16 protein-coding genes and 1 rRNA gene are annotated in these 26,127 nt (G+C 73.9%); 13 read left to right on the top strand and 4 right to left on the bottom strand.

Annotation, left to right across the window (positions count from 1 at the left end; translation table 11 throughout):
* Positions 1 to 14: 14 nt before the first annotated feature.
* From Sdi02f_RS20135 to Sdi02f_RS20120, 4 genes are all read left to right on the top strand, one after another.
* Positions 15 to 4,685 (top strand): hypothetical protein, encoded by a 4,671-nt coding sequence (locus Sdi02f_RS20135; RefSeq protein WP_108933787.1) that lies wholly within the window; start codon positions 15 to 17, stop codon positions 4,683 to 4,685.
* Between the two features lie 105 nt (positions 4,686 to 4,790).
* A complete protein-coding gene (locus tag Sdi02f_RS20130; RefSeq protein WP_108933786.1) occupies positions 4,791 to 5,777 on the top strand; it encodes a hypothetical protein in 987 nt (328 codons plus the stop codon).
* Positions 5,778 to 5,869: 92 nt separating this feature from the next.
* The gene (locus Sdi02f_RS20125; protein WP_108933785.1) at positions 5,870 to 7,717 is read left to right on the top strand and encodes an HSP90 family protein; all 1,848 of its coding nucleotides are present in this window, start codon (positions 5,870 to 5,872) and stop codon (positions 7,715 to 7,717) included.
* A 2-nt stretch (positions 7,718 to 7,719) separates the two neighbouring features.
* On the top strand, positions 7,720 to 10,905 hold the full coding sequence (locus tag Sdi02f_RS20120; protein WP_108933784.1) for an ATP-binding protein: 3,186 nt from the start codon (positions 7,720 to 7,722) through the stop codon (positions 10,903 to 10,905).
* Between the two features lie 55 nt (positions 10,906 to 10,960).
* On the opposite strand, the gene Sdi02f_RS20115 is transcribed toward Sdi02f_RS20120, so the two are convergent.
* A complete protein-coding gene (locus Sdi02f_RS20115; RefSeq protein ID WP_063839764.1) occupies positions 10,961 to 11,491 on the bottom strand; it encodes a hypothetical protein in 531 nt (176 codons plus the stop codon).
* A 419-nt stretch (positions 11,492 to 11,910) separates the two neighbouring features.
* On the opposite strand from Sdi02f_RS20115, the gene Sdi02f_RS20105 reads away from it, so the two are divergent.
* The 6 genes from Sdi02f_RS20105 to Sdi02f_RS20080 are packed head-to-tail and all read left to right on the top strand — an operon-like array spanning position 11,911 to position 17,629.
* Positions 11,911 to 14,694 carry a sensor histidine kinase gene (locus tag Sdi02f_RS20105; protein ID WP_108933783.1) on the top strand — a complete coding sequence of 928 codons (2,784 nt, stop codon included), beginning with the start codon at positions 11,911 to 11,913 and terminating at the stop codon, positions 14,692 to 14,694.
* Positions 14,691 to 15,125 (top strand): roadblock/LC7 domain-containing protein, encoded by a 435-nt coding sequence (locus tag Sdi02f_RS20100; protein ID WP_030398984.1) that lies wholly within the window; start codon positions 14,691 to 14,693, stop codon positions 15,123 to 15,125. Before Sdi02f_RS20105 ends, Sdi02f_RS20100 begins: the two co-directional genes overlap by 4 nt.
* A gap of 10 nt (positions 15,126 to 15,135) precedes the next feature.
* Positions 15,136 to 15,531: a DUF742 domain-containing protein gene (locus tag Sdi02f_RS20095; protein WP_030398983.1), complete on the top strand. Its 396-nt coding sequence runs from the start codon at positions 15,136 to 15,138 to the stop codon at positions 15,529 to 15,531.
* 46 nt (positions 15,532 to 15,577) lie between these two features.
* Positions 15,578 to 16,183: a GTP-binding protein gene (locus Sdi02f_RS20090; protein ID WP_030398982.1), complete on the top strand. Its 606-nt coding sequence runs from the start codon at positions 15,578 to 15,580 to the stop codon at positions 16,181 to 16,183.
* A gap of 52 nt (positions 16,184 to 16,235) precedes the next feature.
* Positions 16,236 to 17,045, top strand: coding sequence for a M15 family metallopeptidase (locus Sdi02f_RS20085; protein ID WP_108933782.1), 810 nt, complete (start codon positions 16,236 to 16,238; stop codon positions 17,043 to 17,045).
* 47 nt (positions 17,046 to 17,092) lie between these two features.
* Entirely contained in the window at positions 17,093 to 17,629 is a 537-nt protein-coding gene (locus tag Sdi02f_RS20080) for an NUDIX domain-containing protein (protein WP_030398980.1), read from the top strand.
* On the opposite strand, the gene Sdi02f_RS20075 is transcribed toward Sdi02f_RS20080, so the two are convergent.
* Entirely contained in the window at positions 17,620 to 19,998 is a 2,379-nt protein-coding gene (locus Sdi02f_RS20075) for a glycoside hydrolase family 31 protein (RefSeq protein ID WP_108933781.1), read from the bottom strand. The genes Sdi02f_RS20080 and Sdi02f_RS20075 overlap by 10 nt on opposite strands.
* A gap of 213 nt (positions 19,999 to 20,211) precedes the next feature.
* On the opposite strand from Sdi02f_RS20075, the gene Sdi02f_RS20070 reads away from it, so the two are divergent.
* Positions 20,212 to 22,188 carry an acetoacetate--CoA ligase gene (locus Sdi02f_RS20070; RefSeq protein WP_030398978.1) on the top strand — a complete coding sequence of 659 codons (1,977 nt, stop codon included), beginning with the start codon at positions 20,212 to 20,214 and terminating at the stop codon, positions 22,186 to 22,188.
* Between the two features lie 120 nt (positions 22,189 to 22,308).
* On the top strand, positions 22,309 to 23,211 hold the full coding sequence (locus tag Sdi02f_RS20065; protein WP_030398977.1) for a DUF8829 domain-containing protein: 903 nt from the start codon (positions 22,309 to 22,311) through the stop codon (positions 23,209 to 23,211).
* A gap of 72 nt (positions 23,212 to 23,283) precedes the next feature.
* On the opposite strand, the gene ptsP is transcribed toward Sdi02f_RS20065, so the two are convergent.
* Both ptsP and Sdi02f_RS20055 read right to left on the bottom strand, forming a co-directional pair.
* Entirely contained in the window at positions 23,284 to 24,954 is a 1,671-nt protein-coding gene (gene ptsP, locus Sdi02f_RS20060; protein WP_053638432.1) for a phosphoenolpyruvate--protein phosphotransferase, read from the bottom strand.
* An 83-nt stretch (positions 24,955 to 25,037) separates the two neighbouring features.
* Positions 25,038 to 25,487, bottom strand: coding sequence for a PTS sugar transporter subunit IIA (locus tag Sdi02f_RS20055; RefSeq protein ID WP_030398975.1), 450 nt, complete (start codon positions 25,485 to 25,487; stop codon positions 25,038 to 25,040).
* A gap of 564 nt (positions 25,488 to 26,051) precedes the next feature.
* On the opposite strand from Sdi02f_RS20055, the gene Sdi02f_RS20045 reads away from it, so the two are divergent.
* Positions 26,052 to 26,127 (top strand): 16S ribosomal RNA (locus Sdi02f_RS20045); the annotation flags it as partial.

Below are 26,127 nucleotides of genomic sequence, written 5' to 3'. Positions count from 1 at the left end.
TACGAGAGTCCGCCATGTACGAGCTGTCCCGGGTCCGCCTCTACTCCATCGGACCCGCCGGTGCGCGCTACGCCGACACCGTGCTTGACCTGCGCGGGGTGGGCGAGCCCGTGCCCGATCCCGCGCCCACGCAGGCGGAGTTCTTCGAGGAGGAGCCGGTCGGCCCGCCGCGCCGGCCCGCGCCCGCCGGCGTGCTCTTCCTGGAGAACGGCGGCGGCAAGTCCGTACTCCTCAAGCTGATCTTCTCGGTGATGCTGCCGGGCCACCGCAACACCCTGGGCGGCGCCAGCTCCGGCGTGCTGCGCAAGTTCCTGCTCGCCGACGACTGCGGACACGTGGCACTGGAGTGGCAGCACGTGCAGACCGGCGAGTGCGTCGTCGTCGGCAAGGTCAGCGAGTGGCGCGGACGGCAGGTCTCCGGCGACCCGCGGAAGTTCGCCGAGGCCTGGTACTCCTTCCGGCCGGGCCCCGGACTGACCCTGGACAGCCTGCCGGTCGCCGAGGCCACCGCCGTACGCCCGCCCGTGGAGGGCGCCTCCGGCGCGCAGGGCAGGCGGCGCACCATGAAGGGCTTCCGGGACGCGCTCACCGAGGCCGGCAAGGCCTACCCGCACCTGGAGGTGCACTGGGAGGAGATCCACGACCGCTGGAACGAGCACCTGGGCGACCTCGGACTCGACCCCGAACTCTTCCGCTACCAGCGCGAGATGAACGCCGACGAGGGCGAGGCCGCCGGTCTCTTCGCGGTCAAGAAGGACTCCGACTTCACCGACCTGCTGCTGCGGGCCGTCACCGACACCCGCGACACCGACGGCCTCGCCGACCTGGTCGGCGGCTTCGGCAACAAGCTGGGCCGGCGCGCCGAGCTGATCGCCGAACGGGACTTCACCGCCGGGTCCGTCGACCTCCTCGGCCGGATCGTCGAGGCCGCGGAGGCGCGCGCCCGTGCCCGGGACGTCCACACCGGCGCCGAACGCCGCACGAGGAACCTCGCCCGCCGGCTCTCCGCCCGCGGCGCCCAGGAGCGGGTGCGCGCGGGCGACCTCGCCCAGCGGGTCACGGCCGCCGCGTACGCCGTCACCCACGCCGAGTCCGCCCGGGACCGCAGCGCCCTGATCGCCGCCGAACTCGCCTACCGGCACGCCTCGCTGGCCCTGGCCGGCGCGGAGAAGGCCGCCGCCGCGCAGAAGCGCGAACTGGCCGACGCCCGCACCCTGCACTCCGCCTGGCAGGCCGCGGAGGCGGTACTGCGCCACCGTGCCGCCGCCGACCGCGTCGCCCGCGTGTCCGCCGCCATCCAGGAGGCCGAACGGGACGCGGCCCCCGCCCTCGCCGCCCGCACCAGGGCCGCCGTCGACCTCGTCCGCGCCCTGCACGCGGCCGCCGGAAAGGCCGAGCAGCACGCCAACGAGGAGGAGGAGAGGTCCGCCGCCCTCCAGGAGGTCAGCGACACCGCCCACCGCGACTCCACCACCGCCGCCACCGAGGCCCAGCGCGCCCGCAGCGAGGCCGGGCACCTGCGCCAGCGCCTCACCGAGGTCGAGCAGGAGACCGCCGAGGCCGTCCGCGCCGGGTGGCTGGACGACAGCGCGCCCGACGCGGACCCCGCCCGCGCGGCCCTCGCCGCCAGCGACGCGGAGAAGACGACCGTCGCCGCCTGGGACACCGCCCGCGAGGCCGCCCGCCGGGCCACCGAGCACGCCCGCGAGACCGCCGCCGCCGAGAGCCGCGCCGAACTGACCGCCGCCCGCGCGGCCGACGCGGCCACCGCCGCCGAGCGCGCCCACCAGGGCGAACGACGCACCGCCGAGGCACTGGCCGCGGAGGAACGGCTCGCCGAACTGCTCGGCCTGGCCGCCGAGGCCCGCCCGGGCATCCCCCAGCCCCGCAAGGACACCGACCGCGAGGACCGCGCCGCCGCTCCCGGCGCCTCGGACAACGCGCTCAGCCCCGAGGAACTCGACCGCTTCGCCGACGAACTGCGCGAACTGCTCGACGGCACCGTCTCCGCCGCCGAACGCCAGCTGTTCGAGCTGCGCACCGCCGCCGCCGACGACTCCCGCATCCTCGGCGCGCTCGGCGACGGCGGACTGCTGCCGCCGGGGCCGGACGTGCTGGCCACCGTCGAGTTCCTCGGCGAGCACGGCATCCCCGCCCTGCCCGGCTGGCGCTACCTCGCCCAGGCCGTCGACCCCGCCGACCACGCGCGCGTGCTGGCCGCGCGGCCCGAGCTGGTCGACGGTGTCGTCATCACCGACCCGGACTCGCACACCCGCGCCCGCGAGGTCCTCGGCGACGCCGCCCTGCTGCCGCGCTCCGCCGTGGCCGTCGGTACCGCCGCCGCCCTGCTCGCCCCCGCCCCGGCCGCCGAGTCCGGCTCCGGGGACGTCTTCCTCGTACCGCCGAACCCGGCCATGCACGACGAGCAGGCCGCCGACGAGGAGCGGCACGCGCTGCGCGCCCGGGCCGGCGAGCGCGACGAGGAGATCCGGACCCTCGCCGCCCGTCTCGGCAAGGACCGTGAACTGGCGGCCCGGCTCGCCTCCTGGCGCACCGGCTGCCCCGCCGGACGCCTCGCGGAGCTGGCCCGGACCGCCGAGGAGGCCCGTGCCTTCGCCGAGGAGACCGAGGCCGAGCTGACCGAGGCCCGCGCCCTGCGCGCCGAGGCCGACGAGAGCGCCGCCGAGGCCGTCCACCTGCGGGACGAGCGTCAGGAGGCCGCGCAGAAGGCCCGCCGCGCCGCCGACGCCCTCGCCGGACTCGCGTTCCGGCTGCGCGAACGCGCCGGCTGGCAGGTCAAGGTCCGTGAACTGGCCGACGAGGCGGCCGAGGCCGAGGCCCGCGCCCAGGCCTGCCTGGAACGGGCCCGCGCCGCCGACGAGGACCGGCGCGCCGCCCAGCGCGCCGCCGACGACGCCCGCCGCACCGCGCGGGCCCTGCGCGCCGAGCGCGCCGAGATCGCGGGCGCCCCCGACGACGTACCCGAAGAGACCGGCGAGGACGGCGCCGGGGCGACCAGGGCGAAGGCGTCCCTGCCCGACCTGCGCGAGGCCTACCGCGCCGCCTCCCAGGTGTACGAGAAGGTCGGCGTCGGCGCCGACCTCCGCGCCGAACAGGCCCGCGCGGAGAGCGACGAAAGCGCCGCCCGCGCGGAGCTGGACCGGCTCAGCAACAAGGTCCGCACCCGCGCGGCTCAGCTCCTGGAGTCGCCCGACGGCTCCGACGGGCCCTCCCGGCAGGCCGCCGCCGCCCGCGCCGAGGAACTGGTGCAGCTCCTGGAGACCCGCATGTCCAGCGCGAGCGAACAGCTCGGCCGGCTGCGCGGCGAGGCCGAACGGCACGCGCCCGAGGACGGCGACACCCACACCGACCTGCCCGAGGAACTCCAGCCGCGCGACGCCGAGCACGCCCAGAGCCTGCTGCGCACGGCGACCGCCGAACTCGCCTCCCGCACCGAGGCGCTCGCCCAGGCCCGCGAGGCACACGCCGAACTGCTCGACGCGCACCGCGCCGCCGAGGACGGGGCGGGCGGCTTCGACGAGACGGCCGCCCTCCTGCGCGACCTGCTGCGCGACCACGCGCCCGAGGAGGAGCAGGAGGAGCCCGAGCCCTACGCGGGCGACCTGGAGGAGGCCCGCAGGGCCGCCGCCGAGGCCCGTCGCTCGCTGCGCGGCTGCGCCGCCGACCTGTCCGCCGCCGAGGCCGCCGTGCGCGAGGCGAGCGACGTCCTGGTCCGGCACGCCAACTCCACCCGCTACGAGCAGGTCCGCACGCCCGCCCGTCAGCAGATCCGCGAACTGCCCGCCGCCGCGCTGCCCGAGCACGCCGCCAAGTGGGCGGACGCCTTCGCGCCCCGGCTGCGCGTCCTCACCGACGAGCTGGCCCAGTTGGAGCGCAACCGCGACTCGATCGTGGACCGGCTGCGCGGCCTGGTCGAGTCCGCCCTCGCCACCCTCCGCTCCGCCCAGCGGCTCTCCCGGCTGCCGGAAGGGCTCGGCGAGTGGTCGGGGCAGGAGTTCCTGCGCATCCGCTTCGAGGAGCCCGACCAGGCCACCCTGACCGAGCGGCTAGGCGAAGTCGTCGACGAGGCCACCCGCGCCGCCGTGAAGAAGAACTCCGACCTGCGCCGCGACGGCATGTCCCTGCTGCTGAGGGGCGTCGCCGCCGCCCTGCAGCCCAAGGGCGTCGCCGTCGAGATCCTCAAGCCCGACGCCGTCCTGCGCGCCGAACGCGTCCCCGTCGGGCAGATGGGCGACGTCTTCTCCGGCGGCCAACTGCTCACCGCGGCCATCGCCCTGTACTGCACGATGGCCGCGCTGCGCAGCAACGACCGGGGCCGTGACCGGCACCGCCACGCCGGCACCCTGTTCCTCGACAACCCCATCGGCCGCGCCAACGCCACCTACCTGCTGGAACTCCAGCGGGCCGTGTCCGACGCGCTCGGCGTCCAGCTCCTGTACACCACCGGCCTGTTCGACACCACCGCGCTGGCCGAGTTCCCCCTGGTCATCCGGCTGCGCAACGACGCCGACCTCAGGGCGGGCCTGAAGTACATCAGCGTGGAGGAGCACCTGAGGCCGGGCCTGCCCCAGCCCGCCCCCGCCGCCGGGGGAGAGGGCGAGGCGGTGCACAGCGAGATCACGGCGACCCGCATGTTCAAACGCCCCGCGCAGTCGCCCGCGTGACCCCGCTCCCCACGTGAAGCCGGTGTGGAAATGAAGTGGAGGCATTGTCAGAGCTTCGCTCTATGCTGCTCCAGTTGATCAAGCGGCACCTGGGGAGGGCGCGACATGCTCGGCAAGCTGTTCGGCAAGGCGGGGGAGAGACCGGAGGCGGATGCGCACGCCCTCCCCGTCCCGCGCGGGCGCCGGAACGGGACGTACCCGGTGCGCGCCCTCGGCGACACGCGGGTGCTGGCGCTGGTGGAAGCCGCCGACGCGGGGGACTGGGACGGGGTGAAGGCCGCGCTGGCCCCGTTCGACCTCGGCCGGGACCACCGGGTGCTCGGCGAACTGGCCGACCTGGACGGGGTGCAGGACTGGATCGGCCGGGCCGTCGAGCAGGACACGGAGCACCGGGCGACCGCGCTGCTCATATCGGGGGCGCGTCACATCGCCTGGGGCTGGGAGGCACGGACCGCCGACCGCGCCGTGAACGTCACGCGGGAACAGTGGCGCGTCTTCCACGAGCGGCTCGATATCGCCGAGGAACACCTGCTGCTCGCCGCCGAGGCGCGCCCGCACTGGGTCACCCCCTGGTGCCGGCTCCTCACCTCCGCCCGCGGCATGTCGCTCCCGGACGACGTCAAGAGGACCCGGTACGAGGCCGCGCTGCGCCGTGACCCCCTGGACCTGGAGACCCACCTGGAGCGCGTGTCCCAGCTGCAGCCCCGGTGGGGCGGCGAACCGGGGGAGGCGACGAGGTACGCCCGCGAGGTCTTCACCGGCGCACCCGAGGGACACCGCCTGGGCTGCGTGGTGGCCATGGCCCACATCGAGGACTGGGTGGAGTCGGACAGCCCGGGCTGCCTCGACCTGCCCTACATCCAGAAGGAGTTGCGGGACGCGGCCCGGCACAGCATCCTCCACCCCGCCTACGAGCGGCGCCCGGGCTGGCAGCAGGACTTCAACATGTTCGCCATGGCCCTGTCGCTGGCCTCGGAGAGCGTCGCCGCCCCGCAGGTCTTCCACGAGCTGGGCGGTGCCTACACGCCCTGGCCCTGGCGCTACATGGCCCAGCCCGAGAAGGCGTACGCCCGCTTCCGCCGCCACGCCTGAGCCGGACCGGCCGCACTCCACCGCCCCGGTCTGCCACTCCGGCGCCCTCCGGCGCCCCTCACTCCTCCCTCACGCCACCCCGGGACTGCCCGATGACTCTGCCCGACGCTTCCTCGAATCCGGCCGGCGCCGACCGCACCTTCCAGGTGGACCTGCGCGGCCTCGTCGACCTCCTCTCCCACCACCTCTACTCCAGCCCCCGCGTCTACCTGCGCGAACTCCTGCAGAACGCGGTGGACGCGCTGACCGCCCGGCACACCCTCGAACCGGCCGCCCCCGAGGGCGCCTTCGGCATCCGGCTGTACGCCGACGGTTCGGTCGTCCGGGTCGAGGACGACGGGGTCGGCCTCACCGAGGCCGACGTCCACACCTTCCTCGCCACCATCGGCCGCAGCAGCAAGCGCGCCGAGCAGGTCGCCGAGCAACGCGGCGACTTCATCGGCCAGTTCGGCATCGGACTGCTCTCCTGCTTCCTGGTCGCCGACGAGATCCACGTCGTGAGCCGCTCCGCCCGCACCCCCGACGCGCCGGCCGTGGAGTGGCGCGGACGCGGCGACGGCAGCTACACCCTGCGCACCCTGCGCGCCTCCGCCCGGCCCCGGCCCGGCACCACCGTCACGCTGACGCCCCGTGCCGACGCCGGCGAGTGGACCCGGCCGACGCAGGTGCGGGCGCTGGCCCGGCACTTCGGCTCCCTGCTGCGGCACCCCGTGACCTTCAGCGACGGCACGGGCGGCACGGGCACCGCCGTGAACCCCGAGCCCGCGCCCTGGGCCCGGACCCACCCCACCCCGGGGGCCCGTTCCCGCGCCCTGGCCGCCTACGGCGAGGAGGTCTTCGGGTTCACGCCGCTGGACACCATCGAACTGGACCTGCCGGCTGTGGGCCTCAAGGGCATCGCGTGCGTACTGCCCCAGGCGGTACCGGCCGGACGCCGCCACGGCCACCGCGTGCACGTCAAAGGCATGCTGCTGTCCGAACAGGCCGAGGAGATCCTGCCCGAGTGGGCGTTCTTCGTCCGCTGCGTCGTCGACGCCGAGAGCCTGCGCCCGACGGCCTCCCGCGAGTCCCTGTACGAGGACGACACCCTCGCCGCGGTCCGCGACGCCCTCGCCGAGCGGCTGCGCGCCTGGATCGCCCGGGCCGCCGCCAGCGACCCCGACCTGCTCGCCCGCTTCCTGCACGCCCACCACCTGGCCGTGAAGTCCCTCGCCGTGCACGACGACGAGATCCTGCGGATGCTGCTGCCCTGGCTGCCGTTCGAGACCACCGACGGGCACACCACCCTCGACGCGTTCGCCCGCACCCACCGCACCGTGCTCGTCACCGCGAACGTGGAGGAGTTCCGGCAGGTCGCGGCGATCGCCTCGGCCGCCGGGCTCGGAGTCGTCAACGGGGGCTACACCTACGACCGCGAACTGGTCCACCGGCTGCCCGAGATCAGGCCCGAGACCAGCGTCGCCGACCTCGACCCGGCCACCCTCACCGCGCACCTCGACCCGGTCGACCGGGAGACCGAACTGGCGGCGGCGGCCTACCTCGCCCGGGCCCGCGAAGCCCTCGCCGTCTTCGACTGCGACGTCGCGCTGCGGACCTTCCAGCCCGCCTCCGCCCCGGCCCTGCTCGTCGACAGCCGCGAGGCCCGCCACGAGCGCACCCGCTCCCAGCTCGCCCGGGAGCAGGAGGGCGGCCTGTGGGGCGACATCCTCGGCGCCCTGCGCCAGGAGGCCCCGCGCGCCCAGCTCATCCTCAACCAGCTCAACCCGCTGGTCCGCGCCGCCGTCGCCATCGACGAGCCCGAACTGGCCCGCACCAGCGCCGAAGCCCTCTACGGCCAGGCTGCGCTGCTGTCCCGTCGCCCGCTCAGGCCCGCCGAGTCGAGCCTCATCAACCGCTCCTTCCTCGACCTCCTCGCCCACGCCCTCCGCAAGGACCACTGACGATGCCGACCGCACCCCAGACCATCGACGAGCTGTACGAGGCGCTCCAGGCCAACCAGCGGCGCCCCTACGGCCGTACGCGCACCGTCACCGCCGAGGAACTCGCCGACGCCGCCGAGCAGTTCGACGAACCCCTGCCGCTCGTCCGCGCGCTGCTCGAACTCCAGGAGGCGTACACGTACGGCTCCGAGCCCCGCAAGTCGCCCGTGGCCTTCGCCCGGCTGCTCACCCTCTTCGACGAGCAGCCCGACGTCTTCGACGAGAACCTGCGCCACCTGGTGTTCTGGCGGTTCAAGTGGGTGGCCGCCGCCCTGCGCGCGGTGCCGGAGATACCCCTGACCAGCCTGCGCCAGTGGCTGACCGAGATGCGCGAGAGGTACGAGAAGGCCGGTCACGGCCTCCAGCCCTACTACGGGCAGGCCTACCGCCTCGCCGCCCACGTGGGCGAGGACACGGACCTCGCCCACGAGCTGTGGGCGGGCCGCACCCGCACCCCGCTCAGCGACTGCGAGGCCTGCGAGATCTGCGAACGCGCCCTGTACCACCTCGCGTCCGGTGACGACGAGCGGGCGCTGCGCACCTGGGAGCCCGTCCTGGCCGGCAAGGAGTCGTGCCAGGAGGAACCCGCCCGCTCCATCGCCCACGCCCTGCTGCCCCTGCTGCGCTCCGGCCACACCGACCGGGCCCGGGAGCTGCACCTCGCCGGCTACCGCGGCTGCCGCCGCAACCCCGGGATGTCCGGCGAGGTCGGCCGGCACCTGGAATTCTGCGCGCTGACCGGCAACGAGGCCCGCGGTCTGGAACTGCTCGCCGAGAACCGGAACCTGTTCGACGAGGTCGACTCGCCGCTGGAACTCCTCGACTTCCTCAACGGCGTCGAGGTCCTCCTCCAGCGCGTCGAGCAGCTCGGCCACGGCGATCTGCCCGCCGCCGGCTACCCGGGCCGCACCTGGACGGTGACCGGCCTGCGTGCCGAGGTGCACGGCCGCGCCGACGACCTGGCCGCCCGCTTCGACGCCCGCAACGGCACCACGGCCCACGGGGAGCGCCGCGGCGCCCGCCTCGGCCGCGCCCCGCTGCTGGAGACGCTGGAACTGACCCTGCGCCCCCGCCGCCTCGACGACGTGGCCCCGGCCGCGCCGGTCGCCGTCCCCGCCGCCCGTACGGTGCCCGCGGTCCCCGAGGCACTGCCCGAGCTGGTCGCCCGCGCACGGGCACTGGAGGAACAGGGGCACCCGGACGCGCGGGCCTGCTGGGCGGAGCTGCGCACCCGTCTCGCCGCCCGCGACTACACACACCCCGACGACCCCGCCGTGGGGCCGCTCGAGCGGCTGCGCGCCGACCTGCTGGCCGACGAGGCGAGCCGGCTGGGCGAGAAGGACGAGTTCACCGAGGCCGCCGCCCTGTACGAGGAGGCCGCGGGCCTGTACGAGGACGCGGGAGCGCCGGCCCACGCGGCCCTCGCCCGGGCCCACGCCCTCCTCGCCACCGCCGAGGTCCCGGCCCAGGAGTCCGCGCGGTCCGCCACCGAGCCCCCTGAGACGGCCGCGGCACCCGCCGGTCCGAGCGCTGACGCACCCGCGCCCGCCGCGCCACCGACGGAGGCGGCGGCCACGGAGGGCGCTGCCGAGTCCCCGGCCGGTGCCGCGGCCGAAACCCGGGACTCCGCCGGCGCCTTGGCGACGACCGCCGCGCCGGATTCCGCCGGAGTCCGCGCGCAGGACCCCGCCGGTGACCCGACCCGACCCCCGGCGGAGGGTGCCGACGACGGCACCCCGGCCAAGGTCGCCGCGCTGAGCGCCGCACACGCCGCCATGGTGCGCCTGCACGAGGAGACGCCCGGCCTGGTCCCGTACCAGGAGGCCCGGCTGCTGCGGCTCAGGGCCACCGCGCTGGGCCTGCGCCTGCAGGCCTCCGGGAACGACGAGCACGTCGCCCCGGTCCTCGCCGAGGCCGGCCTCCTGCACGCCTTCGCCACCCGGCACGACGTCCTTGGGCAGATCGCCGGTGCCCTGCTGCTGCGGGCCAGCACCCACGCGATCTCCGGCGACCTGCCCGCCGCGCTCGCCGAGACCGACGCGCTCCTGGACCGGCTCAAGGAGCACGGTCCCGCCTGGCACCTGCCCCGGGCACTGGGACTGCGCGCGCGGCTCCGGCTCGGCCTTAAGGACGCGCAGGCAGCCCACGCGGACCTGAGTGAGGCGCTGCGCCTGGCCGCCGACTGGCCGGCCGACGCCGTCGACACCGCCCGCCTCCACGGCGACCTCGCCGAGGCCTGCATGCACCTGGGCCGTCCCGACGACGCGCTGCGGCACCTGTCCCGCTCGGCGGAGCTGAACCTGCGGCGCGGCCACCGCTTCGACGCGTACTGCGCCTACAGCAACGCGGCCACGCTCAGCCTCGACCTCGGCCGCGTCGAGGACTGCATCGCCCTGCTCGACTCCCTGCTGGCCGAACCGGACGTCGTCGCCGGAGAGCTGGACGACCGGCTGGTCGCCCAACTGCGCCTGACCCGCGCCCGTGCCCTGCACACGGGCGAGGACCTCAAGGCGGCCACCGCGGAGCTCCTCGCCCTGGCCGCCGAGTCGGCAGGCTGGGACGACGACCCGGGCAGCCACGCCATGATCGCCGCGGAGACGGCCGTACTCCTGGCCGAGGGCGGTGAGTTCGGCCGGGCCCGGGAGGCGGCCGACCAGGCGCTGGCCGCGCACGCCCGGGCCCCGCGCCACGAGGCGCTCAGCAACTGCCTGCGCGAACTGGCCCGTCTCCACGCGCAGCAGCAGGGCTCCGACGGCCTGGCCGAGGCGCTCGCCTTCCTCGCCGACGCGGGCCGGGTCGCCGCTGGGGCCCGCGCCGCCGGGTACGAGGCCCACGGCCGCCCCCTGGACTCCGCGCTGGCCTACGAGTACGGACGGGTCAACGCCTACGCCGGCGCCTACGAGGACGCCCTGACCGCACTGGAGAAGGCCCTCGCCCTGGTCGGCGAGCCGGGGCCGGAGAACGACCGTGCCGGGGAGTGGGCCGAGTGCGTCCGCTTCGCGGCGGCCATGGAGGGCGTCTACCTCGAACGCCCCGCCCCCGCCCTCGCCCGTCTCGACGCGGCCGTCTCCCGCCTGACCGCCCTGGGGCACACCGAGGAGACCGAGCCGCTGACGTCACTGGCGGCCCGACTGCGCGACGAGGAGTGAGCAAGCCGTCAGCGACGGCGGGGCGGGAGCGGCCGGGCGAGCGTCGTCCGGCCGCTCAGGGATGCGACAGCTGTCCCGCGCCGCCCCGCCGGCCTATCCGCCCGCCGCCCGTCTCGGCGGCCCTTGCCCGCCGCCGCGCCCGACGGCGCTCACGGCGCATGGCCCGCGCGGTGCTGCTCGGCACCGACACCACTCCGTGCCGCTGGTTCCACACCTGTCGTGTCACCCACACGTCCAGGACGCACCAGGTGGCCACCACCGTGCCCGCGACACTGGCGAGCACCATCGGGAACGCCAGCCAGGACTCCGCCAGCGTGGACAGGAAGGCCACCATCGCCAGTATCAGCGTCACGGCGACCACGAGCACCGCCCGCACCGCAGCCGTCCGCACCGGATCCGGCATCCGCCGGCGCCGCGCGGGCTCCTCGCGCCACAACGGCCGGTACCCCGGCCGCCGTTCGTCCGCCGCCGCGTCCGGCCCGGCCACCGGAACGCCGTGATCCGGTGCCGTGGCGGCCACTGATGCGCTCACCCCGGTCCCCCCGTCCTCCGGCGCCCCGCGCCGCTCCGCCGTACCCATCGCCATGTCACTCCCCACCGCCGGCAGACAGCTCGCCCGTGTCCCGAAACACGGCTCCCCTCTGGTTGCCCGGCTTGCGCCGCTTTACGCCACCCGGGGGCGGCATGCGGCTCCTGTGGCCGATTCCGCCGCCATTTCCCGTAGTGAAGGACGAACGACGGGTCCCCAAGATTCCCGGAAATCACGCCCAGTCGAAAAATTTCGGCCATTCCGCCCGTCACCTCGGAACGACGACCGCTCGTCCACCCGGCGCTCCGGAGGACGCAATCTCCCGCAAAGGACGGACAACTGACCATCGCCGACCCGGGTACGGAGGTGCCGCCTCCGGATGGGCCTTCGAGTTACCTGTGGGTCGGTAGTAGGCTCGCGCCGTTTGTTGACGCACATGTGTACCCCCGTCGCAGGGGGCCGAGCTGGGGGAGGCCATGCGCTTTCGCGGGAAGTCGATCCGCCGGAAGATCGTGGCGCTGCTCCTCGTGCCGCTGGTGTCCCTGACCGCGATCTGGGCCTTCGCCACGGTGCTGACGGGACGTGAGGCCGCGCAGCTGTTCAGCGTCTCCACCGTCGTCGAGAAGATCGGCTACCCGGTCGAGGACACCGTCCGCGTCCTCCAGCAGGAACGCCGCCAGACCCTCGTCCACCTCGCCGACCCGCGCGCCTCCGACGGCCTCGCCGCCCTGCAGCGCAGCCGCACCGCCACCGACGAGGCCATCGCCGAGATCCGCCGCAACGCCGCCGACGGCGACGTGCGGGGAGCCCTCGGCCAGGCGGAGGAGGAACGGCTCACGGCCGTGCTGGACGCCTTCGACGGCATCGGCTCCCTGCGCCGCAGCGTCGAGGACGGCACCGTCGACCGCGCGCAGGCCCTCGGCCTCTACAACCGCCTGGTCGACCCCTGCCACGACCTGCTCGCCAACCTCGCCGTCGTCGACAACGTGGGCCTGGACAAGCAGTACCGCGCGCTCGTCAACCTCTCCCGCGCCCGCGAACTGCTCTCCCGCGAGGACGCCCTCCTCGGCTCCGCCCTGGTCACCGGGCGGCTCACCCGCACCGAGATCCGGGACGTCTCCGACCTCGTGGCCCAGCGCACCATGATGTACGACATCAACCTGCCGCTGCTGCCCGCCGCCGAACGCGGCCGCTACCAGCGCTTCTGGAAGAACGCCTCCTCCGCCCCCCTCCGCGTCGCCGAGCAGGCCGCCGTCTCCTCCGACACCGGCACCCCGCGCGGAGTCACCGCCAAGAGCTGGGACACCGCCGCCGGAAGCGTCCTGCGGGAACTCGGCGAACTCGACGACACCGCCGCCGACCGCTACCAGGACCGCGTCGACCCGGTCGCCACCCGCACCATCGTCAAGGCCGTCGTCGCCGGGGCGCTCGGCCTGATCGCCCTGCTGTACTCCCTCTTCCTGTCCGTGCGCGTCGGGCGCTCCCTCATCCGCGACCTCAGGCAACTGCGCCTGGAGGCCCACGAAGCCTCCGGCGTCCGCCTGCCCAGCGTGATGCGCCGCCTGTCGGCGGGCGAGGAGGTCGACGTCGAGACCGAGGTGCCGCGGCTGGAGTACGACAAGAACGAGATGGGTGAGGTGGGCCAGGCCCTCAACACCCTTCAGCGGGCCGCCGTGGAAGCCGCCGTCAAACAGGCCGAACTCCGCGCCGGCGTCTCCGAGGTCTTCGTCAACCTCGCACGCCGCAGCCAGGTGCTCCTGCACAAGCAGCTCACCCTGCTCGACACCATGGAGCGCCGGACCGAGGACACCGAGGAACTCGCCGACCTGTTCCGCCTCGACCACCTGACCACCCGCATGCGCCGGCACGCCGAGGGCCTGGTCATCCTCTCGGGCGCCGCCCCCTCCCGGCAGTGGCGCAAACCCGTCCAGCTCATGGACGTGGTCCGGGCCGCCGTCGCCGAGGTCGAGGACTACGAACGCATCGAGGTCCGCAGGCTGCCGCGCGTCGCCGTCACCGGACCCGCGGTCGCCGACCTCACCCACCTGGTGGCCGAACTCCTGGAGAACGCCACGGTGTTCTCGCCGCCCCACACCGCGGTCCAGGTGCTGGGCGAGCGCGTCGCCAACGGCTTCACCCTGGAGATCCACGACCGGGGACTCGGCATGGCCGCCGACGCCCTCCTCGACGCCAACCTCCGGCTGGCCGAGACACCCGAGTTCGAGCTGTCCGACACCGACCGGCTCGGCCTGTTCGTCGTCAGCCGGCTCGCCCAGCGCCAGAACGTCCGGGTGTCCCTGCAGCCCTCGCCGTACGGCGGCACGACCGCGGTCGTCTTCGTGCCCGACGCCCTGCTCACCGACGACGCCCCGGACACCAACGGCGTCGGCTTCCGCCTCGACCGTCCCCAGCCCGCGCAGAAGAAGGAGCGGGAGGACAGCCGCCGCTCCGCCCTCTCCCACGTGCCCGCCCGGCTCCCCGAGCGGCCGGCCGCGATGCTGGACGGCCCGGTCGAACTGGAGGCGCCCGTCGACCTCGACGCCCTCGACCTGCCGGAGGTGCTCGACGACCAGGACGGCGAACGCGGGGGCCTGTTCCGCCCCCGCCGCTCCCTGGCCGCGGCCGACGACGACCAGGCGGCCCGCCGCCCCGGACGGCGACGCCCCGGGCCCCGGCACGGCGACGACGCGGCCGAGGACGGGCCCGGGGCCGACGCGCCGGTCGCGCTGCCGCGCCGCCGTACCCCCAAGCTGGTCAGCTCGCACGGGCGCCCGGTCCCCGAACGGCCCGCCCGGGACTCCGCCGACGAGCAGCCCGCGACCGGCACGGACCGGACTGACTCCCCGGCCGCACCCCGGTCCCGGGCGGACGACCTCCCGGCCCTGCCCACCCGCCGCCGCGGCGACCGTGCCGCGGACCGGACCGCGGACCGGGCTGAGGGCCCCGCCGCCGGCCGCGACGACGAGCCCCGCGCGCCCGAGGACACGCCGTCCGCGCACGCCGGGACCGGCCCGCTGCCCCGGCGCGTACGGCAGGCCAGCCTGGCCCCCCAGCTCCGGCAGAGCCCCGAACCGTCCGCCGAGGACCGCTCGGGCCCCGCCGACCGCGACGCCGACGAGGTGCGCAGCCGCATGGCCTCGCTCCAGCGCGGCTGGCAGCGCGGCCGCGAGGAGAACGCCGGGACCGACGACCCACCCGGCGGCACAGCACCATCCGCACCATCAGCACCACGAGGAACGACTAAGGGGGACGGTCGATGACCGCACCGAAGGCGACCGGCCACACCGACACCGAGTCCGGCGAGCTGAACTGGCTCCTCGACGACCTGGTGGACCGTGTCGCGAGCATCCGCAAGGCCGTCGTCCTGTCCGGCGACGGGCTGGCGACGGGCGTCTCCAAGGACCTCACCAGGGAGGACAGCGAGCACCTGGCCGCCGTGGCGTCCGGATTCCACAGCCTCGCCAAGGGCGTGGGCCGGCACTTCGAGGCGGGCACCGTCCGGCAGACGGTCGTCGAACTGGACGAGGCCTTCCTCTTCGTCACGGCCGCCGGCGACGGGAGTTGCCTGGCCGTCCTGTCCGACGCCGACTCCGACGTCGGCCAAGTCGCCTACGAGATGACCCTGCTGGTCAAGCGGGTCGGCGTGCACCTGGGCACCGCTCCGCGCACCGATCTGCCCTCCGGCGGGTAAGTGGGATGACATGAGCGCAGACGGTCAGGGAAGAAACCACTGGTTCGACGACGAGGCGGGCCCCGTCGTCCGCCCGTACGCCATGACGCGCGGCCGCACCACCAGCGCGGGCCAGCACCGCCTCGACCTGATCGCGGTGGTCGTCACGGAACCCCACGCGGACGACCCGGAGGCGGACGTCACCCTTTCCCCGGAGCACGTGGACATCGTCGGACTGTGCCGCGAGAGCCCGCAGTCGGTCGCCGAACTCGCCGCCGGACTCGACCTCCCCGTCGGGGTCGTGCGGGTCCTGGTCGGCGACCTCGTGGACAGCGAACTCGTCCACGTGAACCGCCCCGTGCCCCCGGCCGAACTGCCGGACGAGAACATCCTGCGCGACGTGATCAGCGGGCTGAGGGCACTGTGAACCGGACCCCGCGCACGTCGGGCGGCACGTTGAGGAGAAGAGACAGATGATCTTCGGGCGTTCCCAGCGCGGCAAGCCGCCGGTCGAGCCCGTCACGTTGAAGATCCTCGTGGCCGGCGGGTTCGGCGTGGGCAAGACCACCCTCGTCGGCGCGGTCAGCGAGATCAGGCCGCTGCGCACCGAGGAACTGCTCACCGAGGCCGGGCGGCCCGTCGACGACGTCAGCGGCGTGGAGGGCAAGCACACCACCACGGTGGCCATGGACTTCGGGCGGATCACCCTGCGCGAGGACCTGGTGCTGTACCTCTTCGGCACGCCCGGCCAGGAGCGGTTCTGGTTCATGTGGGACGAGCTGTCCGAGGGCGCGCTCGGGGCCGTCGTGCTGGCCGACACCCGGCGCCTGGAGGACTGCTTCGCCGCCGTCGACTACTTCGAGCGGCGCTCCATCCCGTTCGTGGTCGGCGTCAACTGCTTCGAGGGAGCGGCGCGCTATCCGGCCGACACCGTCCGCCAGGCGCTCGATCTCGACGCGGACGTGCCTCTGGTGCTGTGCGACGCGCGGGACCGGGAGTCCGTCAAGGAGGTCCTCATCGGCGTGGTCCAGCACGCGATGACCCAGGCGGCGGACCGCCGCCGGACCGTCACGACCTGAACCCGTCCGGCCCCTTCCCCCGTCGAACCCCGGCCTGATAGATGCAGGGGACATGACACGACTCTCCACCACCCTCCGCGGTCTGGCCACCGCCTTCGCCGCCGTACTCGCCGTCACGGCCGTCCCCGCCACCGCGCAGGCACGGCCCGAAATGAGGGCCCCGGAGGACTTCGTGGCGCTGCGCGCCGTCGACCCGACGATCATCGAGGAGATGCGCTACGCCACCGTCCACAACTTCGTCGGCGAGCGCGTCGACGGCTACGCGCAGCCGCTGTGCATCCTCACCCGCCCCGCCGCCGAAGCCCTCCACCGCGCCCAGACCCGGCTGCTGCGCCAGGGCTACTCCCTCAAGGTGTACGACTGCTACCGGCCCCAGCGCGCCGTCGACCACTTCGTCCGCTGGGCCGAGGACCTCGACGACCAGAGGATGAAGGCGGAGTTCTACCCGGAGGTCGACAAGACCCGCCTGTTCGCCGACGGCTACATCGCGGAGAAGTCCGGCCACAGCCGCGGCTCGACCGTGGACCTCACCCTCGTACGTCTCCCCGCGAAGCCCACCCGCCCGTACCACCCCGGACAGCCCCTGGTGTCGTGCTTCGCACCCCAGGACGAGCGCTTCCCCGACAACTCCGTCGACATGGGCACCGGCTACGACTGCTTCGACACCCGCTCGCACACGCTCGACCCGCGCATCCAGGGCAACCGGCACGCCAACCGGATGCTGCTCAAGAACACCCTGGAGGACGTCGGCCTGGTGAACCTGCCCGAGGAGTGGTGGCACTTCACGTACAAGCCCGAGGCCCACCCGGACACCTACTTCGACTTCCCGGTCTCCGCCGCGTCGCTCGCCGGCCGCCGCTGACCGGCCTGCCGGAGCCGCCCCCTCCGCGATCGGATACAGTCCGCCGCGTGTCCGAAACTCAAACCTCCGTTCCCAACTCCGCAGCCGGTTCCCACTGTTCGAGCTGCGGATCGCCCTACGGAGAGGGCGTCTCCGGCTGGCCCCGCACCTGCCCCGCGTGCGGCGCCGTGGCCCACCGCAACCCGCTGCCGGTCGCGGTGGCCCTCCAGCCCGTGTACGACACGCAGGGCACCGCCCTGGTCGTCATCACCCGCACCGTGACCCCCGCGCGCGGGGGAGTCGCCCTGCCGGGCGGCTACGTCGACGACCGGGAGGACTGGCGGCAGGCCGTCGTCCGCGAACTCAAGGAGGAGACGGGCATCGACGCCGCGAGCCGCGACGTGCGCCTCGCCGACGCCATGAGCGCGGCCGACGGCCACCTCCTGCTCTTCGGCCTGCTGCCCGAGCGGCCCGCCGAGAACCTGCCGCCCTCCGCCCCCACGGACGAGACCGAGGGCTGGCACCTCCTGCGCCGGGCGGAGGAGCTCGCCTTCCCGCTCCACACCCAGGCCGTACGGGCGTTCTTCGAGGGCCGCTACATCTGAGCCGTCCGCTCCGCCAGCCCACGGACGCGGACCGGGCGGGACGGCTCACCCACCCCGTCCTCGCCCGACCGCTCCACGACCACCCGCCGCCCCTCCCAGCGGCACACGTACCGCTCGATCTCCGGTTCCACCCATCCGTCGCCCGCGTCGGGCACGACCAGCCCACCGCCGGTCCGCCCCCGCGCGGGCGCCCACACCTCCAGCTCCGGCGCCCCGTCCTCCCCGCGCACCGCAAGCACCGCTCCCGCGCGCGCGAACACCGGAATCCGCTCCACCGGGGCGTCGACGAGCACCTGCGCGGGCCCCTCGTACGCCCGCTCCGTCCGCACGTCGTACCAGCGCCCCCGAGGCAACCGCACCGCCCGCCGGTCCGCTCCCGGGCGCAGCACCGGAGCCACCAGCAGACAGTCGCCCAGCAGAAAGGCGTCCTCGCAGTCCCGCAACGTCCGGTCCTCCGGCGCCTGCCACCACAGCGGACGTACGTAGGGGGCGCCCGTACGCCGGGCCAGATGCGCCAGCGTCACGAAGTACGGCAGCAGCCGCCGCCGCTCGACGAGCACCGCGCGCGCGTGCCCGAGGATCTCGGCCCCGAACTCCCACGGCTCCGGACTGCCCGCCCGCTCTCCGGCGTGCGTGCGGAACAGCGGCAGGTGGGCGGCCAGTTGCAGCCCCCGCAGATACAGTTCCGGCGACGGTGCCCTCCCGGACCCGCCCACGGCGGGCCCCGAGTACGGCACCCCGCACAGCCCGAGGCCCATCACCCGCGCCAGCGCGGCCCGCAGCCCCGCCCAGTCCGTCACCGCGTCCCCCGACCACGTACCGCCGTAGCGCTGCAGGCCGGCCCACCCGGAACGGGAGAGGACGAACGGCCGCTCGTCGGGCGCCAGCGCCCGCAGCCCCTCGTACCCGGCCCGCGCCACGCACAGCGCGTAGACGTTGTGCGCCTCCCTGTGGTCGCCGCCCCGGCCCTCCAGCCCGTGCCGCGCCGACCGCGGCAGCGTCGGTTCCCCGAAGGCGGCGAACGACGTGGGCGCGTCGAGGTCGTGCCGGAACCCGGCGAACCCCTGCCCGAGCCGTTCCTCGTACAGTCCGCCCCACCACGCACGCACACGCGCGTGCGTGACGTCCGGGAAGACCACGTCCCCGGCCCGCCCCACCCCCCGGACGACCGCCCCCGCGGCGTCCCGCACGAACGCGTCCCCGCGCGCCCCCTCGTCGTACACGGCGTTGCCGGGAGCGGCCACGACCGCGGGCTCGACGGCCGACACCAGCCGGACGCCCTCCCTGCGCAGCTCCTCGGCGAGCACCGGCAGCTTCGGGAACCGCTCCTCGTCGACGGTGAACACCTGCTGGGCGTCGGCGTGCCCCAGACCCAGATGCACCGCGTCCAGCGGCAGACCGCGCTCCTGATGACCGGCCACGATCCGGCGCAGCTCCTGCTCGTCGCCCCACCCGGACCGCGCGTGATGGTGCCCGAGCGCCCACGCCGGCGGCAGCGCGGGCGCGCCGGTCAGCGACGCCCAGGCCAGCAGCACGCGCGCGGGGGTCCCCACCGTCACCCAGCACCGCAGCGGACCGCCGTCCATCCGCAGCACACTCCGCCCCGGCCGGTCGTGCCCGGAACCCGCCCCCTCCTCGCCCTCGCGCAACGCCACCGTGCCGTCCCACGACGTGTCGTGGAAGACCAGATGCGTCCCCGCGTCGGCCACCACCATCTGCACGGGCATCGTGACGGACGCCGCGTCCGCGCCGGCGGCGGACGGCGCCCCCGGGCCGGAGTTCCACAGGCGGTACGTGCCGTCGCGCAGCCGGGGCCCCACGGACCGCCCACCGAGCCCGAAGAACCGCGCGTCGGCCGCCACCTCCGACCGCTGCGTCCAGCGCGCCGGCCCGCCGTCGACCGGCTCCCACCAGCGGGGCGGCAGCTCACGACGCAGGACGACACCCCCGGGCGTGCGCACTTCCACCGCACCGTCGCGGGACACGGCCACCGTCACCCGCTCCGCCACCACCCGCCGGCCGCCGTCCTTGTCCGGCTCCAGCACCGCCCGCGGATCCGGCTCGGGACAGCGGCCCGCCAACGCGTAGGAAGGCTCCGCCCCGGCGCCGTCCCACCCCCAGAACACGGCACCGTTCACCGCGACGAGGACGCGCAGCTCCGACCGCTCGAACCGGATCACACCGCCCCCGGGGCCGGGCACCACCTCCCGCATCACCCCCGGGACCCGCGCCCGCTCCGCACCCCGCCGGGGCAGCGCGGCGGCATCGGCACGGCGACCGCGCCACGCCGCCCGCACCGAACGCAACCCCTGCGCCACCCCCGCCGAACCGACCGTCTTCATCGAACGCACCAGGTCACGACCGTCCATGCCGATCACCCTGCCATCGACGACCGCGCGCGTGGGCGTCGTTCAACTGCCGTTCACCCGGTACCGGACCACATCTTCGTGTCACCGACTGTGTGAGGCGTGCCCTGGTGCGGAAGTCGATCACGTGGCATCGTCCCTGTCAGCCGCGTCACGCGCACACCCCAGCCCGTGCGCGGAGGACGCACACGACGCGCACAGTCCGGGAGCCGCCCCATGCCGACCGAGAACGCCCAGCCGCTCTGGCAGCCAGATGCCCACCGCATCGAGCAGGCACGTATCACCAGGTTCCAGACCTGGGCGGCCGAACACCACGGAGCCCCCGCCGACGGCGGATACGCCGCCCTGCACCGCTGGTCCGTCGACCACCTGGACACCTTCTGGAAAGCCGTCACGGAGTGGTTCGACGTCCGCTTCTCGACCCCCTACGCGCGCGTACTGGGCGACCGGACGATGCCCGGCGCCCCGTGGTTCCCGGGCGCCACACTGAACTACGCCGAACACGCCCTCCGCGCGGCCGGCACCCGCCCGGACGAAACGGCCCTCCTGCACGTCGACGAGACCCACGAACCGACCCCCGTCACCTGGGCCGAACTGCGCCGCCAGGTCGGCTCCCTCGCCGCCGAACTGCGCACCCTCGGCGTACGCCCGGGCGACCGCGTCAGCGGCTACCTCCCCAACATTCCGCAGGCCGTGGTCGCCCTCCTGGCCACCGCGGCCGTCGGCGGCGTCTGGACCTCCTGCGCGCCCGACTTCGGCGCCCGCAGTGTCCTGGACCGCTTCCAGCAGGTCGAACCCGTCGTCCTGTTCACCGTCGACGGCTACCGCTACGGCGGCAAGGAACACGACCGCCGCGACACCGTCGCCGAACTCCGCAGGGAACTGCCCACCCTCCGCGCGGTCGTCCACATCCCGCTCCTCGGCACCCCCGCCCCCGACGGCGCGCTGGACTGGCGGACCCTGACGGCCGCGGACACGGAACCCGAGTTCGAGCAGGTGCCCTTCGACCACCCCCTGTGGGTGCTCTACTCCTCCGGCACCACCGGCCTGCCCAAAGCCATCGTCCAGTCCCAGGGCGGCATCCTCGTCGAGCACCTCAAGCAGCTCGGCCTGCACTGCGACCTCGGTCCCGAGGACCGCTTCTTCTGGTACACCTCGACCGGCTGGATGATGTGGAACTTCCTCGTCTCCGGCCTGCTCACCGGCACCACGATCGTCCTCTACGACGGCAGCCCCGGCTTCCCGGCCACCGACGCCCAGTGGCGCGTCGCGGAACGCACCGGCGCCACGCTCTTCGGGACCTCCGCCGCCTACGTCATGGCCTGCCGCAAGGCCGACGTCCACCCGGCCCGCGACCTCGACCTCTCCGCGATCCAGTGCGTCGCCACCACCGGCTCCCCGCTCCCGCCCGACGGCTTCCGCTGGCTGCACGACGAGTTCGCCGCCGGCGGCGCCGACCTGTGGATCGCCTCCGTCAGCGGCGGCACCGACGTCTGCTCCTGCTTCGCGGGCGCCGTGCCCACCCTCCCGGTCCACATCGGAGAGCTCCAGGCCCCCGGCCTCGGCACGGACCTCCAGTCCTGGGACCCGAGCGGCAACCCCCTCACCGACGAGGTGGGCGAACTGGTCGTCACCAAGCCCATGCCCTCCATGCCGATCCGCTTCTGGAACGACCCCGACGGCAGCCGGTACCACGACAGCTACTTCGACACCTACCCCGGCGTCTGGCGGCACGGCGACTGGATCACCCTCACCTCCCGCGGCTCCGTCGTCATCCACGGCCGCTCCGACTCCACCCTCAACCGGCAGGGCGTCCGCATGGGCTCCGCCGACATCTACGAAGCCGTCGAGCGACTCCCCGAGATCAAGGAATCCCTCGTCATCGGCATCGAACAGCCCGACGGCGGCTACTGGATGCCCCTGTTCGTGCACCTGGCCCCCGGGGCCTCCCTCGACGACGCCCTCCTGGACCGCATCAAGCAGACCATCCGCGCCAACCTCTCCCCGCGCCACGTCCCCGACGAGGTCATCGAGGTCCCGGGCATCCCGCACACCCTCACCGGCAAACGCATCGAGGTCCCGGTCAAGCGCCTCCTCCAGGGCACCCCGCTGGACAAGGCGGTCAACCCCGGCTCCATCGACAACCTCGACCTGCTCCACTTCTACGAGGAACTCGCCCGCAAACGCTCCTGACCAGCACGCCCACGAGCCGACCGCCCCGAACCGCGGCCGGCTCCCGCGTCCGCCCGGCGCCGTTGTCAGTGCTCCCGATTACTGTGAGTGAGCATTGATCGACCGTGCACAGGGGGAAAAATGGCGCACACCGACCAGTCCGACCAGACCATGCGACGCGATCTGCGCCGCGAGATCGCGGGCACCATCGGCCTGCTCACCGACGAACACGACTTCCACGCCATGCGGCGCTACCGCAGCTTCACCTTCCGCGACCACGCCGTGTACCTCCGCCAGGTTGAAGCCCTCCTCAGGGCACGCGCGGCCGAGGGCGCCCACACCACGGTCGCCCTCTTCGACCCGGAGGAGTACGCCGACTTCTGCACGGCGGCCGGCCTGGACGCCGACGCCCGCGCCAGCCGCGCCCGCTTCACCGCTGAACTGGCCGCCCACGGCCCCACCGTTCCGTACGAGGGCCAGTCCCTCACCGACCTGCTGCCCGCCCTCGTCGACGAAGCCGTCCGCCAGGCCACCTGGGAGTACACCTCGACCCTCCTCGCCACCCTCGGAAACTGCGCCACCTGCGGTGAGGACCTCGGACGGGCCGCCTTCACCCGAGCCTCCCGGCTCCTGCACCGCGTCCTCGAGACGGCCCCGCCGGGCAGCAGGCACCTCGTCTGCAGCGTCTTCGGCCACCCGGAGGAGACCCTCGTCTCCGCCCTCCTCGTCGACGAGGAGACCGACGGCACCCCGCACATCGACGAGGCCGAGGCCCTGGAGTTCACCGGCGTCCTCGCGCTCGGCCTGGTGACCCACAGCCCCGGCGGACTCGTCATGCGCATCAGCCCGCCCAGCGGCCCCGACCGCATCCACGGCTGGCGCCTGCGGGGATACGGTCTCGAACCCCTCACCGCCGCCGAGGTCTTCGACGCCTACTGCACCGACGTCGAGTCCGGCGACCTCATCTCCCCGGAATCCAACGTCGACTACTGCGCACCGCCCGACCTCGGGGAGGACCCGCTCCCACCGGGACACCACCACTGAACGCGGGCGGGGCGCCCCACCCGAAGGTGGAACGCCCCGCACCACGGCCGCATCGGCGACCGCACCCCGGCCCTACTCGCCGGACAGCACCGCCTGCGCGGCGTTCCGTGCCTCCTCGGCACTGTCCGTCGCCCGCGCGGCAGCCGCGGCACGCTCGCACTGCGCCAGCGTGAACTTCGCCAGGGTCGCGCGGACGTACGGCAGCGACGCCGCGCCCATGGACAGGGAGGTGACACCGAGACCGGTCAGCACACACGCCAGCAGCGGGTCCGAAGCGGCCTCACCGCAGACACCGCAGCTCTTGCCCTCGGCCTTCGCCGCCTCGGCCGACAGCGCGACCAGGTCGAGCAGCGCCGGCTGCCACGGGTCCTGCAGACGGGACACGGCACCCACCTGACGGTCGGCGGCGAAGGTGTACTGCGCGAGGTCGTTCGTCCCCAGCGACAGGAACTCGACCTCCTGCAGCACCGAGCGGGCCCGCAGCGCGGCCGACGGGATCTCCACCATCGCGCCGAACTTCGCCCGCAGCCCGGCCTCGCGGCAGGCGTCCGCGAACGCCTTCGCGTCGGCCCGGTCCGCCACCATCGGAGCCATGACTTCGAGGTAGACGGGCAGCCCCTCGGCCGCCTTGGCCAGCGCGGTCAGCTGGGTACGCAGCACGTCGGGGTGGTCGAGCAGCGTCCGCAGGCCCCGCACGCCCAGTGCCGGGTTCGGCTCGTCGCCCGGCGTGAGAAAGTCCAGCGGCTTGTCGGCACCCGCGTCCAGCACCCGCACGACGACCCGGCCCTCCGGGAACGCCTCCAGCACCTGGCGGTAGGCGGTGACCTGCTTCTCCTCCGACGGCGCGTTCTCACTGTCGTCGAGGAAGAGGAACTCGGTGCGGAACAGACCGACGCCCTCCGCGCCGGCCTCGACCGCCGCGGGTACGTCGGCGGGACCGCCGATGTTCGCCAGCAGCGGCACCTTGTGACCGTCCGAGGTCGCGCCCGGCCCCGTCGCCGCGGCGAGCGCCGCCTTGCGCTCGGCAGCCTCGGCCGCCAGCCGCGCCTTCTTCTCCTCACCGGGGTTCACGAAGATCTCACCGGTGCTTCCGTCGACGGCGACGACGGTGCCCTCGGGAAGCTCACCGGCACCCGGCAGGGCGACCACGGCGGGCACACCGAGCGCCCGGGCGAGGATCGCGCTGTGGCTGGTCGGCCCGCCCTCCTCGGTGACGAAACCCAGGACGAGGGTCGGGTCGAGCAGCGCGGTGTCGGCCGGCGCCAGGTCCCGCGCGATGAGCACGTACGGCTCGTCGCTGTCCGGCACCCCCGGCATCGGCACCCCGAGCAGACGGGCGACGATACGGTTCCGCACGTCGTCGAGGTCCGCCACGCGGCCGGCCAGGTACTCCCCGGCACCGGCAAGAAGGGCACGGTACGCGGCGAAGGCGTCGTACACGGCGCGCTCCGCCGTGCTCCCGACCGTGATCCGCCGCTCGACGTCCGCCATCAGTTCGGGATCCTGGGCCATCATGGCCTGCGCCTCGAGCACGGCCTGGGCCTCGCCCCCCGCCAGATTGCCGCGCGCCATGAGATCGGCCGCCACAGCTTCCACGGCCTTGCGGGCGCGCCCCTGCTCACGCTCCGCGTCCTCGGCCGGAACCTGCTTCGCGGGCGGCTCCAGGACCGCCGTCCCCATGTGCCGAACCTCGCCGATCGCCACACCGTGGCTCACACCGACGCCTCGCAGCGTTGTCTCCATCTCACCCGTCCCGATCATGCGGCGGATCCCGCCGCTGTGGTTGTCCTGCCGGCCGACGATGCCGTCGTGCGACGGCACGGGCGTCACTTCCAGAGGAAGAGACTCTCGCCGGCCTTCACGTCGCCCTTCTCAAGGAGGTCGGTGAGCGCCTCGGCCGTGGCTTCCAGAGCCACGATCGGGCAGATCGGCGACTTGCCCGCAGCCTCGACCGCGGCGGGGTCCCAGCGGACCACGCCCTGACCGCGCACCACGGTGTCCCCCTTGTTCACCAGCAGCTCGAAACCCTCTCCATTGAGCTGCACGGTGTCGATGCCGAGGTGGGTCAGCACCCCGTGCCCACTCTCGTCGACGACGACGAAGGCGTGCGGGTGCAGAGAAACGATGACGCCGTCGACCGGGGCGACCGCCTCGGAGGGCTCCCGCACGGGATCGATGGCGGTGCCCGGGCCCACCATGGCCCCGGAGAAGACGGGATCGGGCACGGCGGCCAGGCCGATGGCGCGTCCTGCGAGCGGGGACGAGACGGTGGTCATGGGAAGCCTCCCAGGGCGGAGATCTGTACGGGCCGTCACTGCTTGTCCCGGACGGCACACTGAGCAGCAGGGTATGTCATAGGAAGTACCGGTTCCGCATAAGTCTTCCCAATAGAGGTCTAGACCACATCTCCCACGGATTTGCACCCGTTCGGCGGCCCCGTGTACAGTCGTTACTCCTGCCTGAGGTTGAGAGGTGCGATGTGACGCGCCCTGACCGCGGCAGTACCCAACTCATCAGATCCTAACTCTGGATCACCTTCTGCATGTCCGCAGGACGGTGGTCAGAGGGACCGGGAAAGCCTGATAGTGTTGGAAACACCGAAGGGAAGCGCCCGGAGGAAAGCCCGAGAGATTATCTCGTGTGAGTACAAAGGAAGCGTCCGTTCCTTGAGAACTCAACAGCGTGCCAAAAGTCAACGCCAGATATGTTGATACCCCGACCTGATCGGATCTCTGATCGGGTTGAGGTTCCTTTGAAATACACAGCGAGGACGCTGTGAACGGTCGGATCATTCCTCCGACTGTTCCGCTCTCGTGGTGTCACCCGATTACGGGTAAACATTCACGGAGAGTTTGATCCTGGCTCAGGACGAACGCTGGCGGCGTGCTTAACACATGCAAGTCGAACGATGAACCA

The sequence above is a fragment of the Streptomyces ardesiacus genome, from assembly GCF_003112575.1.
Lineage (GTDB): Bacteria > Actinomycetota > Actinomycetes > Streptomycetales > Streptomycetaceae > Streptomyces > Streptomyces ardesiacus.
This window is presented reverse-complemented; position numbering and strand designations above follow the sequence as displayed.

Bases quoted from the DNA above. Each gene is read 5' to 3' on its own strand.
- Sdi02f_RS20135 (WP_108933787.1), top strand. From the start codon at position 15: ATGTACGAGCTGTCCCGGGTCCGCCTCTACTCCATCGGACCCGCCGGT.
- Sdi02f_RS20130 (WP_108933786.1), top strand. From the start codon at position 4,791: ATGCTCGGCAAGCTGTTCGGCAAGGCGGGGGAGAGACCGGAGGCGGAT.
- Sdi02f_RS20125 (WP_108933785.1), top strand. From the start codon at position 5,870: ATGACTCTGCCCGACGCTTCCTCGAATCCGGCCGGCGCCGACCGCACC.
- Sdi02f_RS20120 (WP_108933784.1), top strand. From the start codon at position 7,720: ATGCCGACCGCACCCCAGACCATCGACGAGCTGTACGAGGCGCTCCAG.
- Sdi02f_RS20115 (WP_063839764.1), bottom strand. From the start codon at position 11,491: ATGGCGATGGGTACGGCGGAGCGGCGCGGGGCGCCGGAGGACGGGGGG.
- Sdi02f_RS20105 (WP_108933783.1), top strand. From the start codon at position 11,911: ATGCGCTTTCGCGGGAAGTCGATCCGCCGGAAGATCGTGGCGCTGCTC.
- Sdi02f_RS20100 (WP_030398984.1), top strand. From the start codon at position 14,691: ATGACCGCACCGAAGGCGACCGGCCACACCGACACCGAGTCCGGCGAG.
- Sdi02f_RS20095 (WP_030398983.1), top strand. From the start codon at position 15,136: ATGAGCGCAGACGGTCAGGGAAGAAACCACTGGTTCGACGACGAGGCG.
- Sdi02f_RS20090 (WP_030398982.1), top strand. From the start codon at position 15,578: ATGATCTTCGGGCGTTCCCAGCGCGGCAAGCCGCCGGTCGAGCCCGTC.
- Sdi02f_RS20085 (WP_108933782.1), top strand. From the start codon at position 16,236: ATGACACGACTCTCCACCACCCTCCGCGGTCTGGCCACCGCCTTCGCC.
- Sdi02f_RS20075 (WP_108933781.1), bottom strand. From the start codon at position 19,998: ATGGACGGTCGTGACCTGGTGCGTTCGATGAAGACGGTCGGTTCGGCG.
- Sdi02f_RS20070 (WP_030398978.1), top strand. From the start codon at position 20,212: ATGCCGACCGAGAACGCCCAGCCGCTCTGGCAGCCAGATGCCCACCGC.
- Sdi02f_RS20065 (WP_030398977.1), top strand. From the start codon at position 22,309: ATGGCGCACACCGACCAGTCCGACCAGACCATGCGACGCGATCTGCGC.
- ptsP (WP_053638432.1), bottom strand. From the start codon at position 24,954: ATGGAGACAACGCTGCGAGGCGTCGGTGTGAGCCACGGTGTGGCGATC.
- Sdi02f_RS20055 (WP_030398975.1), bottom strand. From the start codon at position 25,487: ATGACCACCGTCTCGTCCCCGCTCGCAGGACGCGCCATCGGCCTGGCC.